General features: G+C 65.0%; 13 protein-coding genes and 2 pseudogenes. 9 read left to right on the plus strand and 6 right to left on the minus strand.

Features of this window, described 5'->3' with window-relative positions; all coding sequences use genetic code 11:
- Positions 1 to 15 precede the first annotated feature (15 nt).
- Positions 16 to 749 (minus strand): annotated as a pseudogene (locus M3O59_RS13735) (hypothetical protein).
- Positions 709 to 3852: pseudogene (locus tag M3O59_RS21155) on the minus strand (hypothetical protein); the annotation flags it as partial. The pseudogenes M3O59_RS13735 and M3O59_RS21155, both read right to left, overlap by 41 nt.
- A 664-nt stretch (positions 3853 to 4516) precedes the next feature.
- Between M3O59_RS21155 and M3O59_RS13745 the strand changes: the two are divergent.
- The 7 genes from M3O59_RS13745 to M3O59_RS13775 all read left to right on the plus strand — a co-directional run bounded on the left by M3O59_RS13745 (position 4517) and on the right by M3O59_RS13775 (position 12876).
- Positions 4517 to 4846 (plus strand): STAS domain-containing protein, encoded by a 330-nt coding sequence (locus M3O59_RS13745; protein ID WP_116905422.1) that lies wholly within the window; start codon positions 4517 to 4519, stop codon positions 4844 to 4846.
- Positions 4847 to 4864: 18 nt separating this feature from the next.
- Complete coding sequence (locus tag M3O59_RS13750; protein ID WP_116905423.1) at positions 4865 to 6868, plus strand: chemotaxis protein CheA; 2004 nt, start codon at positions 4865 to 4867, stop codon at positions 6866 to 6868.
- Positions 6869 to 6936: 68 nt separating this feature from the next.
- Positions 6937 to 9093 carry a methyl-accepting chemotaxis protein gene (locus M3O59_RS13755; RefSeq protein ID WP_147308465.1) on the plus strand — a complete coding sequence of 719 codons (2157 nt, stop codon included), beginning with the start codon at positions 6937 to 6939 and terminating at the stop codon, positions 9091 to 9093.
- A gap of 10 nt (positions 9094 to 9103) precedes the next feature.
- Positions 9104 to 9619, plus strand: coding sequence for a chemotaxis protein CheW (locus M3O59_RS13760; RefSeq protein WP_116905424.1), 516 nt, complete (start codon positions 9104 to 9106; stop codon positions 9617 to 9619).
- A 26-nt stretch (positions 9620 to 9645) separates the two neighbouring features.
- A complete protein-coding gene (locus M3O59_RS13765) occupies positions 9646 to 10929 on the plus strand; it encodes an EAL domain-containing response regulator (RefSeq protein WP_116905425.1) in 1284 nt (427 codons plus the stop codon).
- A 4-nt stretch (positions 10930 to 10933) separates the two neighbouring features.
- Positions 10934 to 11740, plus strand: a complete 807-nt coding sequence (locus M3O59_RS13770) for a CheR family methyltransferase (RefSeq protein ID WP_116905426.1) — start codon at positions 10934 to 10936, stop codon at positions 11738 to 11740.
- Positions 11737 to 12876, plus strand: coding sequence for a protein-glutamate methylesterase/protein-glutamine glutaminase (locus M3O59_RS13775; protein ID WP_181920491.1), 1140 nt, complete (start codon positions 11737 to 11739; stop codon positions 12874 to 12876). The genes M3O59_RS13770 and M3O59_RS13775 overlap by 4 nt, the downstream gene beginning before the upstream one ends.
- Before the next feature lie 115 nt (positions 12877 to 12991).
- On the opposite strand, the gene M3O59_RS13780 is transcribed toward M3O59_RS13775, so the two are convergent.
- The 4 genes from M3O59_RS13780 to gpmA all read right to left on the minus strand — a co-directional run bounded on the left by M3O59_RS13780 (position 12992) and on the right by gpmA (position 18388).
- Entirely contained in the window at positions 12992 to 14554 is a 1563-nt protein-coding gene (locus tag M3O59_RS13780; RefSeq protein ID WP_116905427.1) for a phospholipase D family protein, read from the minus strand.
- Between the two features lie 230 nt (positions 14555 to 14784).
- Entirely contained in the window at positions 14785 to 16887 is a 2103-nt protein-coding gene (locus M3O59_RS13785; RefSeq protein WP_116905428.1) for a M13 family metallopeptidase, read from the minus strand.
- 285 nt (positions 16888 to 17172) lie between these two features.
- Positions 17173 to 17490: a hypothetical protein gene (locus M3O59_RS13790; RefSeq protein ID WP_064630699.1), complete on the minus strand. Its 318-nt coding sequence runs from the start codon at positions 17488 to 17490 to the stop codon at positions 17173 to 17175.
- A 148-nt stretch (positions 17491 to 17638) separates the two neighbouring features.
- The gene (gpmA, locus tag M3O59_RS13795; RefSeq protein ID WP_064630674.1) at positions 17639 to 18388 is read right to left on the minus strand and encodes a 2,3-diphosphoglycerate-dependent phosphoglycerate mutase; all 750 of its coding nucleotides are present in this window, start codon (positions 18386 to 18388) and stop codon (positions 17639 to 17641) included.
- Positions 18389 to 18491: 103 nt separating this feature from the next.
- Here gpmA and nfi point away from each other — a divergent pair, with 103 nt between their 5' ends.
- Positions 18492 to 19199, plus strand: coding sequence for a deoxyribonuclease V (gene nfi, locus M3O59_RS13800; protein WP_116905429.1), 708 nt, complete (start codon positions 18492 to 18494; stop codon positions 19197 to 19199).
- A gap of 131 nt (positions 19200 to 19330) precedes the next feature.
- The gene (locus M3O59_RS13805) at positions 19331 to 20221 is read left to right on the plus strand and encodes a pirin family protein (protein ID WP_116905430.1); all 891 of its coding nucleotides are present in this window, start codon (positions 19331 to 19333) and stop codon (positions 20219 to 20221) included.
- Positions 20222 to 20467: the final 246 nt, after the last annotated feature.

The following is a 20467-nucleotide window of genomic DNA, read 5'->3' on the forward strand; positions in this document are numbered from 1 at the left end:
ATTACTGGCCGGCTTTTATTGCGGAGTAGAGGTGCGAAGCACGATCACCCGATACTGACCTCTATCGCCATAGCGCGCGCCCTTCTTCTCGACCTCCGCGCATAGCCTGTCTTTGCCGCAGGGAACCAGATTGGCGCGGATCACACGATCCAGATAGGCGACTTCTGCCCGGCGCTGCGCGGCTTCGGCCAGGATCGGTTTGGCTGCGATGACCGCGTAAGACCCACCACCCACGGCCATGATGGCCCCAACGACCATGGCGAAGAGGCCGATCCACATGCGGCGTTGGGCAGTGGTTTCCAGGCTGCGCTGTGCCTGCGCGTAGCGTTGGGTGGCCTGCTGAAGCGTCTGTCCCGCAGCGGCCATCTGTTTGTTGAACCGCGCGGCTGCCGGTTCAAGTGTCTGCTCCAACGCCTGATGGCTCAATTGCGTCAGCCGCGGGAGCGCGTTCTCCAGCACCCGGTTGATGCGCTGATCGGCGTTAGTGACTGCGCTCTGTAATAGCTGCAGCTGTTGCCGGACCAGATCTTCCAGGCGTTGCTCTGCTTGCTGTTGCGTGGCAATCAAGGTTGCCATGACATCGATCGCTTCCCGCAATGTCTGATTGGATGCCTTCAACGCGGCGTCGGCATCGACCACTACAGCTCTGCCCTGCATCTCCATCGTGGTGTTCCTCTCAAAAAATCGATGCGCTGTACGAGCGGCCGGTCACCCACCGCCACCGCCTCCACTAACTGCACCACCTGCACCACCACCTCCTCCGCCATCGCCACCACCCCCATCACCCTGCGGTCCGCCCTGCATCATGGGTCCGTGGGCGAACTGCGGCAGCGTCATCACCATTACCGGGCCACGGCTGGTTTGCACTTCTGCTGGCATGTCCATTGCCAGCGCCTGATGTGCGGTTACCTGTTCCTGTGCTTCCTGCATGGCCTTGGCTTCCAGGTGTTCACGGCCGCGCTGGATCAAGGCATGGGTGCTGGCGCTGTTGGCGATCCGCTTCAAGGCTTCATCGATCGCCAGGTCGTTCTTGGAGTCGATGGCATAGATCAGATCGTTGACGTCCGAATTCTTGCTGATAGCCCTACGCCTGGGTTGCAGTCCATCGCTCTGCTCGCTGCCTGTCTGCGCAATAGCGGTATCTGCATCTGTTCGGGAGACGGCGCCTTGGGAACTGGAAGCGATTTTCCTCAGCGCGGAGGGGCCATCCGGGTCGTATCCGTCACGCAATTCCAGCGCCGTATACGGTTGTTGACCGCGTGCGATGCGCGCTTGCCGCGCTTGTGAGATGCGGTTTTCTGTCTCAAGATCCTGTTCGAGCTGGACGCGCAACGCACGCAATTTTTGTAGCGTTGCCTGCCACGATTCCGGGCTTCCAGGTGCTGGGGCAGCGGGTGCGTCCTGCTCCACAGTCTGGGCGACCGAGGGCACCTGGATTGCCGGAGCTACGCTTTCAGGCGAGTCGGCAGAGCGATCGGCACGGTCTTCTTTCAGTGATTGCCCAACAGTCTGCGTGAGGCGGTTCTGCGATGACATTGCCGCCGAATTATCAAGAGCTTCCATCGCTTGCCACTGCGACGTCGGCGTGTGTTGCGCGTTGTTGTGCTCAGCTGCCATCGGTGTGGCGAGCGATCGCGGCGTTGGTGCGCTGGTCATCTGAGCCAGGTGCGCGTGTGCGGGGTCATTGGATTGTTGCGCAGGCACATCGTGCCCAGCAACCGACGCTGGCGCCGTCGGCAGCTGTTGCTCGCGCACAATTGCATCATGTTGCGGATATGCCGATGGTTCATGCGCGATCGCAGCGGTTTGCGCGTCGCGTTGTTCCGTGTCGCGGGTGCGCTGTTCTCGCGTCTGTTGGCCGAGTGTATGGGGCTGCGCCATCTCGGCTGCCTGCGATTGCCCATGCGATACCTGCTGCTGCGCCTTCGTCTGCGCGTGGGTGTGCGTTTCGTGCGCTTGCATGTTCTGCACTTCAAGTGCCGGCTCGGGCTGCTGCGCGTCTTGGGTCTGGTGCTGCACCTGCTGAGCAACTTGATGTGCGCGTGGCTCCTGCTCGGGCGTTACAGCGTCCTTGGCATGCAGCGGCTGTTGCTCAGGACTGCGAGCGTCCTGAACCTGCTGCTCCTGGGCGTGCTTTTGCACTTGCTGGGCCTGAGCTATTTCCTGTTCCCGCTGCTGGTTGTCCTGGGCCTGACGCTCCTGCACCTCCCGCTCTTGGTGTTCGCGCTGCTGCGCCTGGTTTTGCCGATCCAGCACCGCGTGTGCCTGCAGCGCTTGTTCGCTCTGCGAGCGGCCTTCACGCTCGGGCTGTGCCTGCTGGATGTGTTCGCGCACCTGCGCGGCGTGTTGCGCTTGCGCAAGACGCTCTTGTTGTTCGAGTTCCTGCCGCGCCTGCGCCACGCGTGCCGCCTGCGATCGCGCCTGCAGATCCAGCACCAATTGCGGGCCGGACGATGCGTTGGCGCTCGATGCATCGCCGTTGGCCGAGCCATCCGATGCGTGCCCCGTGGCGGTGAAGTGAAGTGCCGGCTGGTCCGGCGAGGCCGGCTGCGTCTGTTGCGCCCGCACCTGCTGCAACGCCTGACGGATGTCCTCACTGCTGGTGACTGCGGCAAGACGGTCCACCCCATCGGCATCGCGTTGAAAATGCGCGATCGGGCTATCGGCACCAAACGCACCGGTGGGGCCGCGTTGAAGTTTCATCGAGCCATCGCCGGCAAGGCCATGTGCCGCGCGCGTGCGCTGCGTCGCCAGATCGATCGCCTCGCGCCACTCCGGCTTCAGTTCGGTGCCAGTGATGCGGTAGCGATACAGCGTTTCCTCGCGCTGCAGGTCCTGGGCAGACGGCGGGGTTTGCGCAAGCACCGCAACGGCCTGGGCATGTTCGGCCAGCGCCGGTTGCAGGAGCGCGCGGGTGGTGTCCAGCTCCAGCGCCACATTGCCTGACGCAGCGCCACTCGCGCCGGTCCAGCGGCCGTCGGCATCGCGGCGATACTGCTGCCCGTCGGAGGCGGTGAGGGCGTCTGGATTGGGCAGCGCTTGGCGGAGCGTGTCCGACAATGGCAAACCGGCCGCCGCCCAGCCGCTGCGCTGATACGCCAGCTCATAGCGTGCGGCAATCGCGCCGGGGCTGTTGGCGATGTTGCCGGCGATCACTTGCTGCGCTTGTGCGTCCAGTTCCGCTGCGCGCGGTGGCGGTGCGATATCGGTACGGTAGACAGCGCTGTCGGCGTCTGCGACCACACCGCTTTGCACCGTGCGCCGCCATTGCCCATCGTTGGGATCGCGCGCCCAATCGGCCGCGCTCAGGCTGGGCGGATCGCTGGCGCTTGCCGGCAGGCGATACGGATTTTGCGGTGCGGGCGCATCTTTGAGCGCCAGCGCGGCAGCGGCGTTGGTGGCCTGGTAGTTGAGTTCGCGGGCTTTGGCGTAACTGGCGACAATCTGCGTGGTGGTGGGGTTGTCGATGCCATCGTTGCTGGTGTCGGCTTGGCCTTCGCGCGTCCATGCAGTGCCGTTGAACGACCACTGCGTGCCGGCGCGGTCGGTCTGGTTGTAGATGGCGCGGTTGTCGAGCAGGTCGGCGGCCTTCTCGCCGGCCTTGCTCATCACGTAGGCATCGGCGGCGATCAACGCCATCGGGCCAGCGCCAGATGCACCCAGGGCATACGCAGCAGCCGTTCCGCCGGCCCAGCCACCGACGTTGCGGCCGGCGAAATGCGCAAGCTCCGATTGCGCGGCCAGTGGGTTGCTTTGCGAGAGCAACGTGGCGATCTTCTCGCCTGACGCTTGCGCCTCGTACAGCGTGGCGGCCACGCCCAGCGCGCCAGCGGCGCGCACGCCAGAGCTGGCGAGCATCGGTGGTGGGTAGGGACGGATTTCCAGCGTTGCGGCATCAACAGACTGCGACAGCCGAGCGATGAAGGCATCGCCATTGGTGGAGATGGCCGTGTCGATCAGCGCCGTCCGCTGAAACGGCCGTGCGCTCTGAAGCATGTGCGCCAACTCGCTACGCAGCGCTTCGGGCGCTTGTACGGGGGATAGTGGCAACCTCGCCTGCACCTCGCAAGGATGCGTCGATCGCATTGCGGTCACTGGGCAAATTGAATCGAATGCGATGCGGAATTTTCGCTAAAACCCATCGCGTCATTCACTCCAGGCGCGCCACGTAAGCTGCTTGCCTCATGCGCCTTATCTGCAGCGACGCTGCAGATCGCCCTGCCGCAGGCATTAAAGATTTCGGCCGAAATGCGGCTATCTGTCCTGCAGGACTGTCCGGGACATTCGCCTCCTGAGCCTGCTTGCGACAAAGCTGAGCAGTTAATGCCCAAGCGGTGACGTGCTTCGCAAATCCGTCATCGCGCTGAATTTTGCCTAAATATTTCGATTGGGCGCCGATATCTGCTTAGACCGGCATGTCCGCGTGCGCAGAGTTGCCCACGCAAGCCCACGCCGCAGCGACCTTTCCCCGCGTCATGGCACGCATCCGTGCGTCATCGCATCGCTTGAGGCATCAATGAACACCCCACTGTCCGATCTACCCGCACCGCTGACACTCGCCCTGGAGGGCGAGATGACCATTCGTCGCGCGGCCGAGCTCAAGCCGTTGCTGCAACCGGCCTTGCTGCATCCGGGTGGTTTGCATCTGGATCTGGGCGCGGTCAAAGAGATCGATACCACCGGCCTGCAATTGTTGCTGGCCACCAAGCAGGCGATCCAGGCCGATGGCCGACCGTTTTCGCTGACCGATTCCAGCCGTGCGGTGGTCGATGTGATCGAACTGCTCGGCCTGCTCGAAGCCCTGTACCCGCATGCGGTTGCCGGCATCGGCGAACGCATCCACTAACGGACTGGTGACGCGCGCATGGACATGAACCAACTGATGCAGACGTTCCTGGCCGAGAGCCGGGACCTGCTTGAAGACATGGAACGCCACCTGCTCGAAGCCGAGCGTGGCGAGTCGTCGCCGGATGCGGTCAATGCCATCTTCCGCGCCGCGCACACCATCAAGGGTTCCGGCGGCCTGTTCGACCTGCCGCAGTTGGTCGGCTTCACCCATGTGGTGGAAAGCGTGCTGGACCTGGTCCGCGACGAAGCGCTCACGCTCAGTTCGGAACTGATCGGGCTGCTGCTGGTGTGCTGCGACCATATCCACGCGCTGGTGGAAACCGCCGCAGACCCGAGCCACGCCGACCCGGCCGCACTGGCTGCCGAAGCAGAGCCACTGCTGGCGCAACTGCAGACCTATCTGCAAGGCAGCGCCTGCGGCGTGACCGCAACCGCCATCCAGCACAGCACGCCGGAAAAACAGAGCGGTTACTGGCGCATCACGCTCAAACTATTCGCCGACGCGCTGCGTTTCGGCAACTCGCCGCTCAAGCTGATCCGCAATTTGCGCAGCCTGGGCTCGGTCGAAGCGATCAGCACCGATCACAGCCAGCTGCCGAGCTTTGAAGAGCTCGATCCGGAAGCCAATTACTTGGGTTTCCAGATCCTGTTGCGCAGCGATACCGACCGCGCCGCGATCGAAGAAGTGTTCGAATTCGTGCGCGAAGATTGCGATCTGGAGGTCGTGGCAGTGCCCGCACCGACCGACATTGCCGCCATTCCCGAAAGCGCGCCTAAAGCTGTTGCAACGGCACCGATTGCCAGCGTGCTGGCCGCAGTTCCCGCACCCGCACGCCCCGCAGCGGATGCAGGCGCACGCAACAGCGATGCGCGCTCCATTCGCGTGGATGCCGACAAACTCGATCGCATGATCGATCTGGTCGGCGAACTCATCATTGCCGTGTCCAGCACCAACGCCAATGCGCAACGCACCGGCGATGCGCAATTGCTGGAATCGGCCTCGATCCTGGCCGGCCTGGTCGAAGACGTGCGCGAAAGCGCATTGCAGCTGCGCATGGTCAAGATCGGCGGCACCTTCAGCCGCTTCCAGCGCGTGGTGCACGATGTTGCGCGCGAACTGGACAAGGACATCGCGCTGGTCGTTGCCGGCGAAGACACCGAACTGGACAAGTCGGTGGTGGAAAAAATCGGCGACCCGCTCACCCATCTGGTGCGCAACGCAATGGACCACGGCATCGAGCCGGCCGATGTGCGCGTGGCGCGCGGCAAGCCCGCACGCGGCACCGTCGGGCTCAATGCGTATCACGACTCAGGCAGTATCGTCATCCAGATCACCGATGACGGCGGCGGCTTGAACCGCGACCGCATCCTGGCCAAGGCACTCGAACGCGGGCTGATCGAACCCGGCCGCCAGCCCACCGATCGGGAGGTATTCGCGATGATCTTCGAACCGGGCTTTTCCACCGCAGAAAAGGTCACCAACCTCTCCGGCCGCGGCGTGGGCATGGACGTGGTCAAGCGCAACATCACCGCATTGCGCGGCACGGTCGACATCGACAGCACGGCCGGCGTGGGCACCACCATTTCGGTGCGCTTACCGTTGACCCTGGCCATCATCAACGGCTTCCAGGTCGGTGTCGGTAAATCGGTGTTCGTGGTGCCGCTGGACGTGGTGGAAGAGTGCGTGGAGTTCACGCCCGACTACACCAGCGACTACATCGACCTGCGCGGCAGCGTGCTGCCATATGTGCGTCTGCGAGAGTTGTTCGCACTCGGCGGCAAGACGCCCGCGCGCGAAAGCATCGTGGTGATCCGCCAGGGCGCGCAGCGTTTCGGCCTGGTCGTGGATACCTTGCTGGGCGAATGGCAGACGGTGATCAAGCCACTGTCCAAGGTCTTCGCGCAGGTCAAAGGCATCAGTGGCTCGAGCATTCTGGGCAGCGGCGATGTCGCGCTGATTCTGGATGTGCCCAGCCTGATTCAGCAGTTGCACCCCAACCAGGACGCGTTGGCGGCCTGAGCGCTCGCAGCATCGCTATCGCACGAACCGCGTCGTTTGTCGTTACCTGACCCCAGGAAGCCACCGCCATGTCACACCGTCTCCCGATCGCCACACAGTTGTGGTTCACCGCCGCGCTAGCCGTCGCCCTGCCCGTTGTGGTGGTCGTCGCCGGCTCTACATTGACGCTGTCGCACGCGGCCTTGCTGGGCGCCAGCATCGCCGCCGCATTGGTCAGCGGCGCCTTGCTGGTCTGGGCAATATGGATCGCCAGCGACTCGCTGGTGCTGGCCAGCACCACGCTGGAGGCGTTCTCGCGCGGCAACTTCGATATCGCCCTGCCGCAGACACGCGACGAGCGGGCCGGCGACGTGCTGCGCGGCCTGCGCAAGGTGCAGAGCGGCATCCGCCACGTCAACGAAGAGATCAACCGCGTCTCGCGCGAACACGATGCCGGGCAGATCGAGGCGCGCATCGACGTGGCGCGCTTCGACGGCGATTTCCGCACCCTGGGCGATGGCATCAACCGCATGGTCGCCAGCCATATCGCAGTGAATAAGCAGGCCATGACGTGCGTGGCCGAGTTCGGCCGCGGCAACTTCGCCGCCGAGCTGGAGCGCCTGCCGGGCCAGAAAGCCTTCATCAACGACGTGGTCGACCAGATCCGCGGCAATCTCACCGGCCTGGTCGCCGAGGTCAACCGCATGTCGGCCGAGCACGACGCAGGCGATATCGATGTGGTCATCGACACGCAACGTTTCACCGGCGATTTCCGCCGCATGGCCGAAGGCATCAACGCAATGGTGGCCAGCCATATCGCGGTCAAGAAGCAGGCCATCACCTGCGTGGGCGAATTCGGCCGCGGCAACTTCACCGCGCAGCTGCCGTTGCTGCCGGGCAAGAAGCGCTTCATCAACGACACCATCGAACAGGTGCGCGGCAACCTCACCGGCTTGATCGCCGAGATCAACCACATGTCGGCCGAACACGAGGCCGGCGATATCGACGTGGTGATCGACAGCACGCGCTTCGATGGCGACTTCCGCAGCATGGCGTTGGGCATCAACCAGATGGTGGGCGCGCATATCGCGGTGAAGAAACTGGCGATGGGCGTGGTGGCCGAATTCGGCCGCGGCAACTTCGATGCGCCGCTGGCGCAGCTGCCCGGCAAGAAGGCCTTCATCAATGACACCGTGGAGCGTGCGCGCGGCAATCTGCGCAGCATTTCCGAAGTGATCCAGGTGATGGGCGCGATGGCCGAAGGCGACCTCACCCACACCGTGGAAGGCCGCTACGAAGGCGCGTTCGCCGACATGCAGCGCTACGTCAACACCACCATGAGCCGGCTGACCGAGATCGTCGATGAGGTCAACCGCAACGCCGAAAATCTGGCCAGTGCGTCGGAAGAAGTCAGCGCCACCGCGCAGGCGCTTGCGCAGGCCGCCAGCGAACAGGCCGCCGGCGTGGAAGAAACCAGCGCCTCGCTGGAGCAGATGACCGCCTCCATCGCCCAGAACACCGAAAACGCGCGCGTCACCGACAGCATGGCCGCCAAGGCCGCCAGCGAAGCGGCCGACGGTGGCGACACCGTGCGCGCCACGGTGGTGGCGATGAAGGACATCGCCAAGAAGATCGGCATCATCGACGACATCGCCTACCAGACCAATCTGCTTGCGCTCAACGCCGCCATCGAAGCGGCGCGTGCCGGCGAACATGGCAAGGGCTTTGCGGTGGTGGCTGCCGAAGTGCGCAAGCTGGCCGAGCGTAGCCAGATTGCCGCGCAGGAAATCGGCGAAGTGGCCGAATCCAGCGTGGAACTGGCCGAAAGCGCCGGCCGCGTGCTTGGCGAGATGGTGCCTTCGATCCGCCGCACCTCCGACCTGGTGCAGGAAATCGCCGCTGCCTCCGAAGAACAGACCGCCGGCGTCAGCCAGATCAATACTGCGGTCGGCCAGTTGAACCAGACCACCCAATCGGCCGCGGCCAATGCCGAAGAGCTGGCGGCCACGTCCGAAGAAATGAGCGCACAGGCCGAACAGCTGCAGCAGTTGATGGGCTTCTTCCGGCTGGGCAATGGCGGGCGCGGCACCACCTCGGGCAGCAGCAGGCCGGGGCCGCGCCGGATTGCAACGCACGCGCCCGCCGCTGTGAGCAGCGCGCCGCCGCGACGCACCAACGTGCGCCAGATCAGCGCGGTGGCCGCCACTGCCGATGCGATCGACGAATCGCAATTCGCCAGCTTCTGAGGAGCCGACGATGCACGCGCACACTGCAACCAGCCCCAACGCGCTGCCGTCGCCGGCACCGCAGCAATACCTCACGTTTTTGCTGGGCGGCGAGATGTTCGGCCTGGGCATTCTGGGCATCAAGGAAATCATCGAATACCGCGCGCCCACCGACGTGCCGATGATGCCGCCGGCGCTGCGCGGGGTGATCAACCTGCGCGGCGCGGTGGTACCGGTGGTGGACCTGCAGCAGCGCTTCGGCCGCACCCCCAGCGCGATCACCAAGCGCAGCTGCATCGTGATCGTGGAAATCGCGCACGGCGAGGTGCATCAGGTGCTCGGGCTGTTGGTGGATGCGGTCAGCGAGGTGCTGGACATCGCGCCGGCCGACATCCTCGACACACCCAGCTTCGGCGCCGGCATCGCGCGCGACTTCATCCATGCCATGGGCAAGATCGGCGAGCGTTTCGTGATCCTGCTCGATGCCGATTCCGTGCTGGGCAACGATGCACTCGCCCAGCTCCCGGCCGCCGAACTGGCGGCGTGACCTCACGCATGCACCCAAGGACTCCCATGCGCCCTGCCCTTCTCTCCTGCAACTGTGCGTTGGCCGGCCCGGTCCTGGTCGTGGACGACAGCGTGGTCCAGCGCGAACACGCCATGGCGTTGTGTCGCCAGCTCGGCGCCAGCGTGGTCGACGGTGCAGTCGACGGGCACGCGGCACTGGAATGGCTGACGGGCGCCGACGCGCCATCGCTGTTGCTGGTGGATCTGGAAATGCCCGGCATGGACGGCGTGCAGTTGCTCGACGCCCTGGCCCGCGGCAAATACAGCGTGCCGGTGGTGGTGGTGTCGCAACGCGGCGGCGCCCTGATCGATGCGGTGATGCAACTCAGCCGCAGTGCCGGCGTGCGCGTGCTCGGCGGTATCGAAAAACCGATGAACCTGCAGGACCTGGCCACCGTGCTGGATTGCGAACCGGAGCCGGCCGCCGACGCTGCCGTGTTCGCGCCGGTGGCGATTTCGTCGCTGATGTCCAGCGGCGGCGCGGCCGCCTCGCGACTGGATCGTGCCATGCGCCGCGGCGAGATCCGCGTGGCCTACCAGCCCAAGCTCGATCTGCAGGATGGCCGCCTGCGCGGCGTGGAAGCGCTCGCGCGCTGGCGCCGCCCGCAGGGCGACATGATCGGCCCGGACCGCTTCATCCCGCTGGCCGAGCGCGAAGGCCTGATCCATGCGTTGACCCAGCAGGTGATCGACAAGGCCATTGCGCAATTGGTGGACTGGCGCGCCGAAGGCTTCGAGCTGAGCCTGGCATTGAACCTGTCGCCCCGCTTGCTGGGCGAAGAGAATTTTCTCGAGCAGCTGTGCGGCAAGCTGAGCGACAACGGCCTGAGCCCGGCGGACCTGGTGCTGGAACTCACCGAAAGCGCCATCGTGGAGCCGGCCAATGCCTTGAGCATGCTGGCGCGTTTGCGCTTGCATGGGTTCGGCCTGTCCATCGACGACTACGGCACCGGCTTTTCGTCGCTGCAGCGTCTGGCCAGCATCCCGTTCACCGAACTCAAGCTGGACCGCAGCTTCGTGCATGCCGCGCATCGCAGCCGCAGCCAGCGCACCGTGCTCGAATCCACGCTGGAGCTGGCGCATCGGCTGGAACTCACCGCCGTGGCCGAAGGGGTGGAAACGCCCGAGGATTGGCGGCTATTGCGCGAACTCGGCTGCGATCTGGCACAAGGCTATCTGATGGGCTCGCCGATGCCCGGGCCGATGCTGTCGGAGTGGTGGCGCGAACATGCCGTACGCATTGCGCGCCTGAGCGATAACAGCGTCGCCAGCGACGCGGACGTGGCCTGAGCCGATGAGTACCGCCACCGCCATCACCGAACAGGAGTTCGGCCGCTTCCAGCGTTTCATCTTCGAAGCGGCCGGCATCAGCATTTCTTCCGGCAAGAAGGCCATGCTGTGCGGCCGCCTGGGCAAGCGCCTGCGCGAGCATCAGTTCAGCACCTACACGCAGTACCTGCAGCTGCTGGAAAGCCGCCAGGACCGCAGCGAGATCCAGACCGCGATCGACCTGCTCACCACCAACGAAACCTACTTCTTCCGCGAGCCCAAGCATTTCGAGCTGTTGCGCAAGCTGGCCGGCGAACACCGTGGCGGGCTGCCGTTCCGCTGCTGGAGCGCGGCCAGTTCCAGCGGAGAAGAGGCCTACAGCATGGCCATGGTGCTGGACGACACCTTGCAGGGCCGCCCGTTCGAGGTGGTCGGCAGCGACATCAGCACCCGTGTGCTGGCCAAGGCACGCACCGGCCATTACGCGCTGCAACGCATCGACGGCATCCCGCAGGCGTATCTCAAACGCTACTGCCTGCGTGGCCAGGGCGAGTACGACGGCACCTTGCTGGTGGAGCGGCGCCTGCGCGAGCGCGTGCAGTTCGTGCATGCCAACCTCAATACCGCGTTGCCGGCCTTGGGCAGTTTCGATGCGATTTTTCTGCGTAACGTGATGATCTACTTCAACGGCCAGACCAAGCGCGAAGTGATCCTGCGCGTGCTGTCCAATCTCAAATCGGGCGGGCATTTCTGCATCGGCCATTCGGAAAGCCTGAGCGAACTCGACATCGATCTGGTCCAGGTGGCACCCTCGATTTTCCGCAAGGCATGACCCAAGGATTCACCGTGTCGACAGCGCTCAATCGCCCCACCCCCCCCCCTATTGCCCGTAGCAACGCCATCAAGGTCCTGGTGGTCGACGATTCGGCGGTGGTGCGTCAGGTGCTGCTGGGCGTACTCAACGACGCGCCCGGCATCGAGGTCATCGCCACTGCCGCCGACCCGCTGCTGGCCATCGAAAAGATGCGCCAGCAATGGCCTGACGTGATCGTGCTGGACGTGGAAATGCCGCGCATGGACGGCATCACCTTCCTGCGCAAGATCATGAGCGAGCGCCCCACCCCGGTGGTGATCTGCTCCACGCTCACCGAAAAAGGCGCGCGCGTCACCATGGATGCACTGGCCGCCGGCGCAGTGGCAGTGGTGACCAAGCCACGGCTGGGGCTCAAGCAATTTCTCACCGACTCTGCCGACGAACTGGTCAATACGGTGCGCAGCGCGGCGCGCGCCAACGTCAAGCGACTGGCCGCACGCGTCACTGCGGCGCCGCTGGAGGCCGAGGTCAAACACACTGCCGATGTGATCCTGCCGGCGCAGAGCGGGCGCGCCCTGGCGCAGACCACCGAACGCATCGTGGCCATCGGCACCTCCACCGGCGGCACCCAGGCACTGGAAGAAGTGCTTACCGCCTTGCCGCGCGTATGCCCCGGCATCGTGATCGTGCAGCACATGCCGGAGAAGTTCACCGCCGCCTTCGCTGCGCGTCTCAATGGTTTGTGCCAGATCGCCGTCAAGGAAGCCGCCAACAACGACCGGGTGATGCCGGGACGCGCATTGATCGCGCCCGGCGGCAAGCACCTGCTGCTGCGCCGTAGCGGCGCGCAGTATTTCGTCGAAGTGATGGAAGGCCCGCCAGTGAATCGGCACCGCCCGTCGGTGGATGTGCTGTTCCGCTCCGCCGCGCGTGCGGCCGGCAGCAACGCACTGGGCATCATCATGACCGGCATGGGCGATGACGGCGCCGCCGGCCTGCTGGAAATGCGCCAGGCTGGCGCACGCACGGTGGCGCAGGACGAACACACCAGCATCGTGTTCGGCATGCCCAAGGAGGCGATCAAGCGCGGCGGTGCAGACCGCATCCTGCCGCTGGGTGCGATGGCACGCGAGATCGTGACGCAGCTGCAATAACCAACGGACGTCCGCGTCACGCGCGAACGGATCTGACCGGGCCACCGCACTCCCTTCTCCCGCCTGCGGGAGAAGGTGCCCGAAGGGCGGATGAGGGCAACCACTGAGCAACCAGCTACAGCTGCGACTCCAGCGGCAACCAGCCCATCACCGTCGCGGTGCCACGCCGCCACACGCTCGCTGCCGGCTCGCGCGACCACACCTCGGGCGGTTGCGCCGCATCGTCGTGCCACCGCAGTGCGCCCTGGTCCAGGGTGACGCGATAACTCACCGGCGCACTGACCTTGCGGTTGTACAGCCGCTCGAGTTCTGCGGTCACCGCACGGTCGTTGAACAGCAGGCCCATTTCGGTATTGAGGTTCATCGAGCGCGGGTCGAGGTTGAACGAGCCGATAAAACCGCTGCTGTCGTCGACCACGAATGCCTTGGTATGCAGACTGGCGCCACTCGAACCGAACAGGCTGCCCTCCGGTTTGCCCATCGGCTTGAGTTCGTGCAGCCGCACGCCCTGTTGCAAGAGCGGCACGCGATAGTCGGCGTAACCGCTATGTACGGCCACCACGTCGTTGGCCGCCAGCGAGTTGGTCAGAATGCTCACCCGCACATCGCGACGGCGCAGGTCGCCGATCCAGCGCATGCCGTCGGCATCCGGTACGAAATACGGCGAAATCACTTTCAGTTCGCGCTGCGCATGCGCCATTTCGCCAATCAGCACCGGCGTCATCCAGTCGGCTTGCGGCGGTGCGCCGTCTGCTTTTTCCGGCGGGTCGGAGACGATGCGCGCCTGCGATACCCAATGCACCGGGCGGTCGCCCTGCATCAGTTCGCGCACGCTCGGCGAACGCCGCAGGCGTTCCACATACGGATTCGCACGCGCCGATGCCATGCCAGCATCCAGGCTGCCGCGCAGCGCATCCAACGCCTGCGGCCTGGCGGTGACCAGGGCGGCCAGCGGCAAGGCGTTGGGGCTGTTCCAGTAGGCGTCGAATACCTGCTCGGCCTGGCCCACGGCCGGCCCCATCAGCGCTGCGTCCATGTCCATGAAATTGGTGTCGCGCGCCGCATCGAAGTATTCGTCGCCCACGTTGCGCCCACCCACCACCGCGATGCGGCCATCGGCAATCCAGGCCTTGTTGTGCATGCGGCGGTTGATGCTGAACATGCGCAGCACCATCTCCACACCGCGCATCAAGGTCCCTTCGCGGGCGCGGGTCGGGTTGAACAGGCGGATGTCGATCAGCGGGTGGCTGTCCAGCGCGGCCAGCACCGAATCGCTGCCGTGGATATTCATGTCGTCCAACAGCAAGCGCACGCGCACGCCGCGATCGGCCGCGCGCAGCAACTCGTTGTGCAGCAGGTTGCCGGTGAAATCGGCATGCCAGATGTAGTACTGCAGATCCAGGCTGCGCCCGGCCGCACGCGCGGTGAGTGCACGCACCGCAAACGCATCGATGTTGTCCGGCAGGATCACCATGCCGGTCTGGTCGGTGTGCGCCTGTTGCAGTGGCGCAACCACCTTGTCGATGGGGGTCGCCATCCCGGTGGCAGGCAGTGCATGACTGACCGGGCCGCGTTGGCGGTCGGCAAAGCGCCCGTAGCCGTACAGCGACAGCGTGCTGGCCAGCACCAGCAGCACCAGCGCAATGCCGCCCCATTTGAAAACCTTCCGCTTCGTCACTGCCGGCTCCGCACTTCACAGCGCGGCTGTGTAGAGGGCGTGCACGCACACTGGTGTGCAGACGCTGCTACAAGCAGGCCCGACAATACAGGTGAAAACCAGGCAGTTGTGTTGCAAGCGACCAACCAGACAACTGCATGCCTCACCGCGCAACCACGGTGATTTGCAGCGTTTTCAGCTGTGCTGCGCAAGCGTTGCCAGAGCAACCGCTCGCGCGCGCCATGCCAGGCTTACCAGATGGTCACGCGCTCCTTGTCGCCGCGCACCATCGCATCGCCGGGCTTGCACTGAAACGCCTGCGCAAACGCCGGCATGTTCGACGGCGCACCGTTGGCGCGGAAATTCGCCGGGGCATGCGGATCGGTATTCAGGCGCACGCGCAATTCGCCATCGGTGAAATTGCGACGCCACACGGTGGCCCAGTTCATGAAGAAGCGCTGGTCCTGCGAATAGCCGTCGATCTCCTTGTTGGCAGCGGGCTGCTCCTGCAATGCCATCTGCAAGGCGTCGTAGGCCACGGTCAGGCCGCCCAGGTCGCCGATATTTTCGCCCAGGGTGAGCTTGCCTTTGACATGCACACCCTCGATCGCTTCATAGCCGTCGAACTGCGCCACCAGCTGGTCGGTGCGCTCGGTGAACAGCTTGCGGTCCGCATCGGTCCACCAGGTATCGAAGTTGCCCTTGGCATCGAACTGGCTGCCGGAATCGTCGTAGCCATGCATCATTTCGTGCCCGATCACCGCGCCGATACCGCCGTAATTGAGCGCCGGGTCGGCCTTGGGGTCGAAGAACGGCGGCTGCAGGATCGCCGCCGGAAACACGATCTCGTTGCGCGTCGCGTTGTAGTACGCATTCACCGTCTGCGGCGTCATGTGCCACTCGCGCTTGTCGACCGGCTTGCCGATCTTGTCCAGCATGTAGCGATAATTGAACGCCTGCGCGGCCTGCATGTTGGCAAGGAATCCATCGCCACGCGTTTCCAGGCCAGACCAATCGCGCCACTGGTCCGGGTAGCCGATCTTGGGAGTGAAGCTGGCCCACTTTTCCAGGGCGCGCTGCTTGGTTTCAGCGCTCATCCATTCCAACTTTTCCAGCCGCGCCTTGAGCGCCGCCGACAGGTTCTGCACCAGCTGCTGCATCTGCTCTTTCGATTCGGCGGGAAATGCGGATTGCACGTACAGCTGGCCCAGCGCCTCGCCCATCGCCTCGTTGACGGCGTTCAAGGTGCGCTTCCAGCGCGGCAGCATGTCTTTCTGGCCACGCAGCGTCTTGGCGTAAAAGTCGAAGTTGGCCTGCTCGAAGGGCTTGGCCAGATACGGCGCCGCCTCGTCCACGCTATGGAAGCGCAGATACGCCTTCCAGGTATCGACCGGCGTGTCGGCCAGCATCGCATCGAGCTCGGCGAAATAACCCGGCTGGCTCAGCGAGAACGTGCCGGCCGGGACCTTGAGCGCGCTAAAAAATGCCTGCCAGTCGAAGTGCGGCGTCACCGCGTTGGCACCGGCCACATCGACCGGGTTGTAGCGTTTGGCAGGGTCGCGCAATTCGATGCGCGACAGCGACGCGGCCGCCAGCCGCGTTTCGAACGCCATCACCGCCTTGGCCTGGGTGGCCGCCTGCGCCGCAGGAATCCCGGACAGTTCCAGCACACGCGCAATGTAGGCCACGTACTGTTCGCGGATCTTGGCCTGCGCCGGATCGGTGTAATAGCCCTTCTCGGGCAAACCCAAACCGCCCTGCCCTGCGTAGGCGATCATCTGCTCGGAATTTTTATAGTCGGCATTGGCGCCGAACGAAAACACAAAGCCCTGGCCTTGCGCATAGCTGTTGCGCAACCACGCGGCGATGGCCGGCGCATCGGTCAGCGCATTGATCGCTTTCAACTGCGGCTGCAGCGGGGTGATGCCGGCGGTGTCGATCGCCGCTTCGTCCGAACCTGTGCGCCACAGGTCGGCGATCTTGGCATCCACCGAGCCGGCCGACAGATTGCCGCGTGCCAGTTGCTCCACCAAGGCGTGCTGGATGGTCAGCGAACGCTCGGCCAGCACTTCGAAACTGCCCCAGCTGGTGCGATCGGACGGCACCGGGTTGGCCTTGAGCCACTTGGCGTTGACGAAGCCGTTGAGGTCCTGGCATGCGTTGATGGCCGGATCCAGATCGCCGCTGCCGAACGCCACGATCGGCGCATCGAGCTTGGACACATCGACCTTGGTCGGCGCAGCCTGCGGGGCGGTGGGCGCCCCCTTGGCAGTGTCGTCGGAGGCGCCGCATGCAGACAACGCGACCACGATGGCCACCGCAAGCGATAGCGGGGCGAACTTGCTCAACTTCATTGAATTCTCCAAGGCATGACCGCGCATGCGCGGTCGAAAAAAGTCGGCAGCCCGTCGGGAGCCGCCAGCGAAGAGCAGCGCATCAAGCGGCGCTCGCTCCTTCGTCAGTCGCTCTGCAACCGGCCACACCAGATCACTGCAGCGGCACCGCAACGCTCTAGCGTCCGTTGCCGCGCTTTATCGAAACGTCATTGCAACGACAGGCCGCTGGCGCGTCTGCCACGGACGCTGCGACCGTCTCACCCAATACCTGCATCCCGGCACAACGCGCGCCATCGCATGCAGTCACCGGCGCGCGTAGAACGGCGCCATCACCACGTACACCGGATACGCCACCACCATCAGCACCAGGGCGACCTCATGCCCGGACGCCGCATCGGCCCACGCTTCCATCTGCCGTACCGGTCCGAACAGACCCATCGCCAGCAACACCACACCGAGCATGCAGATCAGCAAGGCCAGTGCCAGCCCGGGGCCGGAGATGCTGGCGCCGGTCAACACCGCAACTGCACCGCTTCCACCGGCCAACAACATCCCAACGGTCACCAGATAGGCGCGACAGTAAGTGGCAGTCATCTGCTGGGTTCTACGTTTGCCGGACATCATGTCTCGCCTGCACCAACGCGGCGCGTGCGCGATTCACGCCCACACACCGCTTCCATTCACCACGGCGCGCAGCCTCTTGGGGCGGCGTGCCACACAAGACGAGCGCTGCGCGCAACGCACGCCGCGCTTCAACCGCCAGCGGCGCTTACTTCGCCTTGCCCTGGTTGGCCACTGCTTCGGCCGCGCGCTTGGCCGCTTCCGGGTCGCCCAGGTAACGGAAGTTACGTACCTGCAGGTTGTCGTCCAGTTCGAACAGCAGCGGGATGCCGGTGGGAATGTTGAGCTCCAGGATCTGCTCGTTGGAGACCTCGTTGAGGTACTTGTACAGCGCACGCAGCGAGTTGCCGTGCGCGGTCACCAGCACGGTCTGCCCGGCCTTCAACTGCGGTGCAATCGCGTCGTGCCAATACGGCAGCACACGCACCAGCGTGGTTGCCAACGATTCGGTTCCCGGCAACGCATTGCGGTCGAGCGTGGCGTAGCGACGGTCGTGACACGGATGGCCCGGGTCGTTGACGTCCATCGCCGGCGGCGGGATGTCGTACGAGCGGCGCCAGATCTTGACCTGCTCCTCGCCATGCCTGGCTGCGGTTTCGGCCTTGTCCAGGCCTTGCAGGCCGCCGTAGTGGCGCTCGTTCAGACGCCAGCTCTTGGACACCGGCAACCAATCCTGGTCGAGTTCCTTCAACGCGCCCTGCAACGTGTGGATGGCGCGCTTGAGCACCGATGTGTGGGCAACATCGAACTGCAGCCCTTCGTCCTTCATCAGCTTGCCGGCCGCCGCAGCTTCCTGGCGGCCCTGCTCGGTGAGTTCCACATCCACCCAGCCGGTGAAACGGTTGTCCAGGTTCCATTGGCTCTGGCCATGGCGCAGCAGTACGAGTTTGCGGGTCACTACGGTTCTCCGATTGGGGGCCGATCAGCCTGCGATTGTAGCGGCAGCCAGCGCATCGCTGGCGTGCACGATCTGCCCACGTGCGGGGCGCGATGCTGCGGCCATGTCCAGCATCGCTCCGGTATTCGCCGATTGGGACGGCAGCGCCGCACAGGCGCGACAGTTGCAGCAGCAACTGGCACACCGCGTGGTATTGCAAGACCAAGTCGCCGCAGCGCCGCAACTGCTGGCCGGTTTCGATGTGGGCTTCGAAGACGATGGCCAGACCACACGTGCCGCCGCCGTGCTGCTGGATGCAGCGACCTTGCTCGCGTTGGAAGCGCATGTGGCGCGCGTGCCCACCTCGATGCCATACGTACCGGGCCTGCTCAGTTTCCGCGAATTGCCGGCGTTGCTGCAGGCATTGGCGTTGCTGTCGCGCGCACCGGATCTGGTCTTCATCGACGGCCAGGGCATCGCGCATCCACGCAAGCTCGGCATCGCGGCGCACTTCGGCGTGGTGACAGGCCTGCCGTGCATCGGCATCGCCAAGCAACGCCTGGCCGGCAGCTTCGCCGAGCCCGGCCCCGAACGCGGCGACCACACTCCCATCCTGCTGGGTGGCATGCAGATCGGCTGGGCATTGCGCAGCAAACCGCGCTGCAATCCGTTGATCGTCTCGCCCGGGCATCGCATGTCGATGCAGGGCGCACCCGACTGGACCCTGCGCACCTTGCGCGCGTACCGCCTGCCCGAACCCACGCGCCTGGCCGACCGGCTCGCCTCGCGCCGTGGCGCGGTCGATGTCCCCACCCAAACAAATTTGCTGTAGCCAGCCAGATGCGCCACCACGGCGCGTTCGTTCGCACGCCGCGCACAGAACATTGCGTCGCCGCCAGACACGCGCACGCAGCGCCTGGCGCATGCCAAGCTCTGGCTCCGCGTCCGTCACGAGCCGCCGCCATGACCATCTTGATCGCCCCGCGCGTGCATGACATCGGCGGACTGCAAGTACGTCGCGCGGTGCCCACTCTGCAGGCGCGCAGTGTGGGCCCGTTCGTGTTCGTCGACCATATGGGCCCGGCCGTGCTGGAGCCGGAGCACGGCATCGACGTGCGCCCGCACCCGCACATCGGCCTGGCGACTGTGACGTTTCTGTGGGCAGGCGAGATCGGCCACCGCGACACGCTGGGCTCGGATCAGGTAATTCGCCCCGGCGACGTCAACTGGATGACCGCCGGCCGCGGCATCGCCCATTCCGAGCGCACGCCCGGCCCGGCGCGAGCGCGCGAACATGCGCTGCACGGCATGCAGACCTGGATTGCCTTGCCACGTTCGGCCGAGGAAACCGCGCCGGCGTTTCACCACCACGCTGCGGCGAGCCTGCCGCAGCGGCACCGCGACGGCGTCTGGCTGCGCGTGATCGCCGGCCGCGCCTATGGCGAGGAATCGCCGGTGCAGGTGTTCAGCGGCACGCTCAATGTGGCGCTGGATCTGGCGCCCGATGCCAAGCTGGATCTGGACACCGGCCACGCCGAGCGCGCCCTGTACATCCTGGAAGGCGAAGCGCAGCTGGATGGCGCCGATGTGCCGGCACGCCACCTGATCGTGCCCTCGCCCGGCGCCCGCGGCCGCCTGCGCGCCAAGACCCCGCTCAAGGCGATGCTGCTCGGCGGCGAGCCGCTGGATGGGCCACGCCATCTGTGGTGGAACTTCGTTTCCAGCTCCAAGGAACGCATCGAGCAGGCCAAGGACGACTGGCAGGCCGGCCGCTTCGGCAGCATTCCCGGCGACGACAAGGAGTTCATTCCGCTGCCTGAAACCCCGGCGCCGAAGCCGGTTGATTACCCTTGAAACCGTGCGCGCCGCATGCGTGCGGGCAAGCCCGATCACCAGGTCTCGTAACGGAAGTGCCACGCCGCACATGCCATGCCACTGCCGCTTGCGACATCGCTTGAGCTGATTCGCAAAACTGTGGTAGTGATGGACGTGTAGACGGAGCGCGTTGCGTGGACGGCAGGTTTTGAGCGGGGAGCTTGAGGCACTGCTGCGGCACCAGATCGGCGCGCCCGCATCGTCATCCAATGCCGGGGAATCGTG

It is taken from the genome of Xanthomonas nasturtii, assembly GCF_023337365.3.
GTDB lineage: Bacteria > Pseudomonadota > Gammaproteobacteria > Xanthomonadales > Xanthomonadaceae > Xanthomonas > Xanthomonas nasturtii.

Coding starts and splice junctions, on each gene's coding strand:
- M3O59_RS13745 (WP_116905422.1), top strand. CDS start 4,517: ATGAACACCCCACTGTCCGATCTACCCGCACCGCTGACACTCGCCCTG.
- M3O59_RS13750 (WP_116905423.1), top strand. CDS start 4,865: ATGGACATGAACCAACTGATGCAGACGTTCCTGGCCGAGAGCCGGGAC.
- M3O59_RS13755 (WP_147308465.1), top strand. CDS start 6,937: ATGTCACACCGTCTCCCGATCGCCACACAGTTGTGGTTCACCGCCGCG.
- M3O59_RS13760 (WP_116905424.1), top strand. CDS start 9,104: ATGCACGCGCACACTGCAACCAGCCCCAACGCGCTGCCGTCGCCGGCA.
- M3O59_RS13765 (WP_116905425.1), top strand. CDS start 9,646: ATGCGCCCTGCCCTTCTCTCCTGCAACTGTGCGTTGGCCGGCCCGGTC.
- M3O59_RS13770 (WP_116905426.1), top strand. CDS start 10,934: ATGAGTACCGCCACCGCCATCACCGAACAGGAGTTCGGCCGCTTCCAG.
- M3O59_RS13775 (WP_181920491.1), top strand. CDS start 11,737: ATGACCCAAGGATTCACCGTGTCGACAGCGCTCAATCGCCCCACCCCC.
- M3O59_RS13785 (WP_116905428.1), bottom strand. CDS start 16,887: ATGAAGTTGAGCAAGTTCGCCCCGCTATCGCTTGCGGTGGCCATCGTG.
- M3O59_RS13790 (WP_064630699.1), bottom strand. CDS start 17,490: ATGTCCGGCAAACGTAGAACCCAGCAGATGACTGCCACTTACTGTCGC.
- nfi (WP_116905429.1), top strand. CDS start 18,492: ATGTCCAGCATCGCTCCGGTATTCGCCGATTGGGACGGCAGCGCCGCA.
- M3O59_RS13805 (WP_116905430.1), top strand. CDS start 19,331: ATGACCATCTTGATCGCCCCGCGCGTGCATGACATCGGCGGACTGCAA.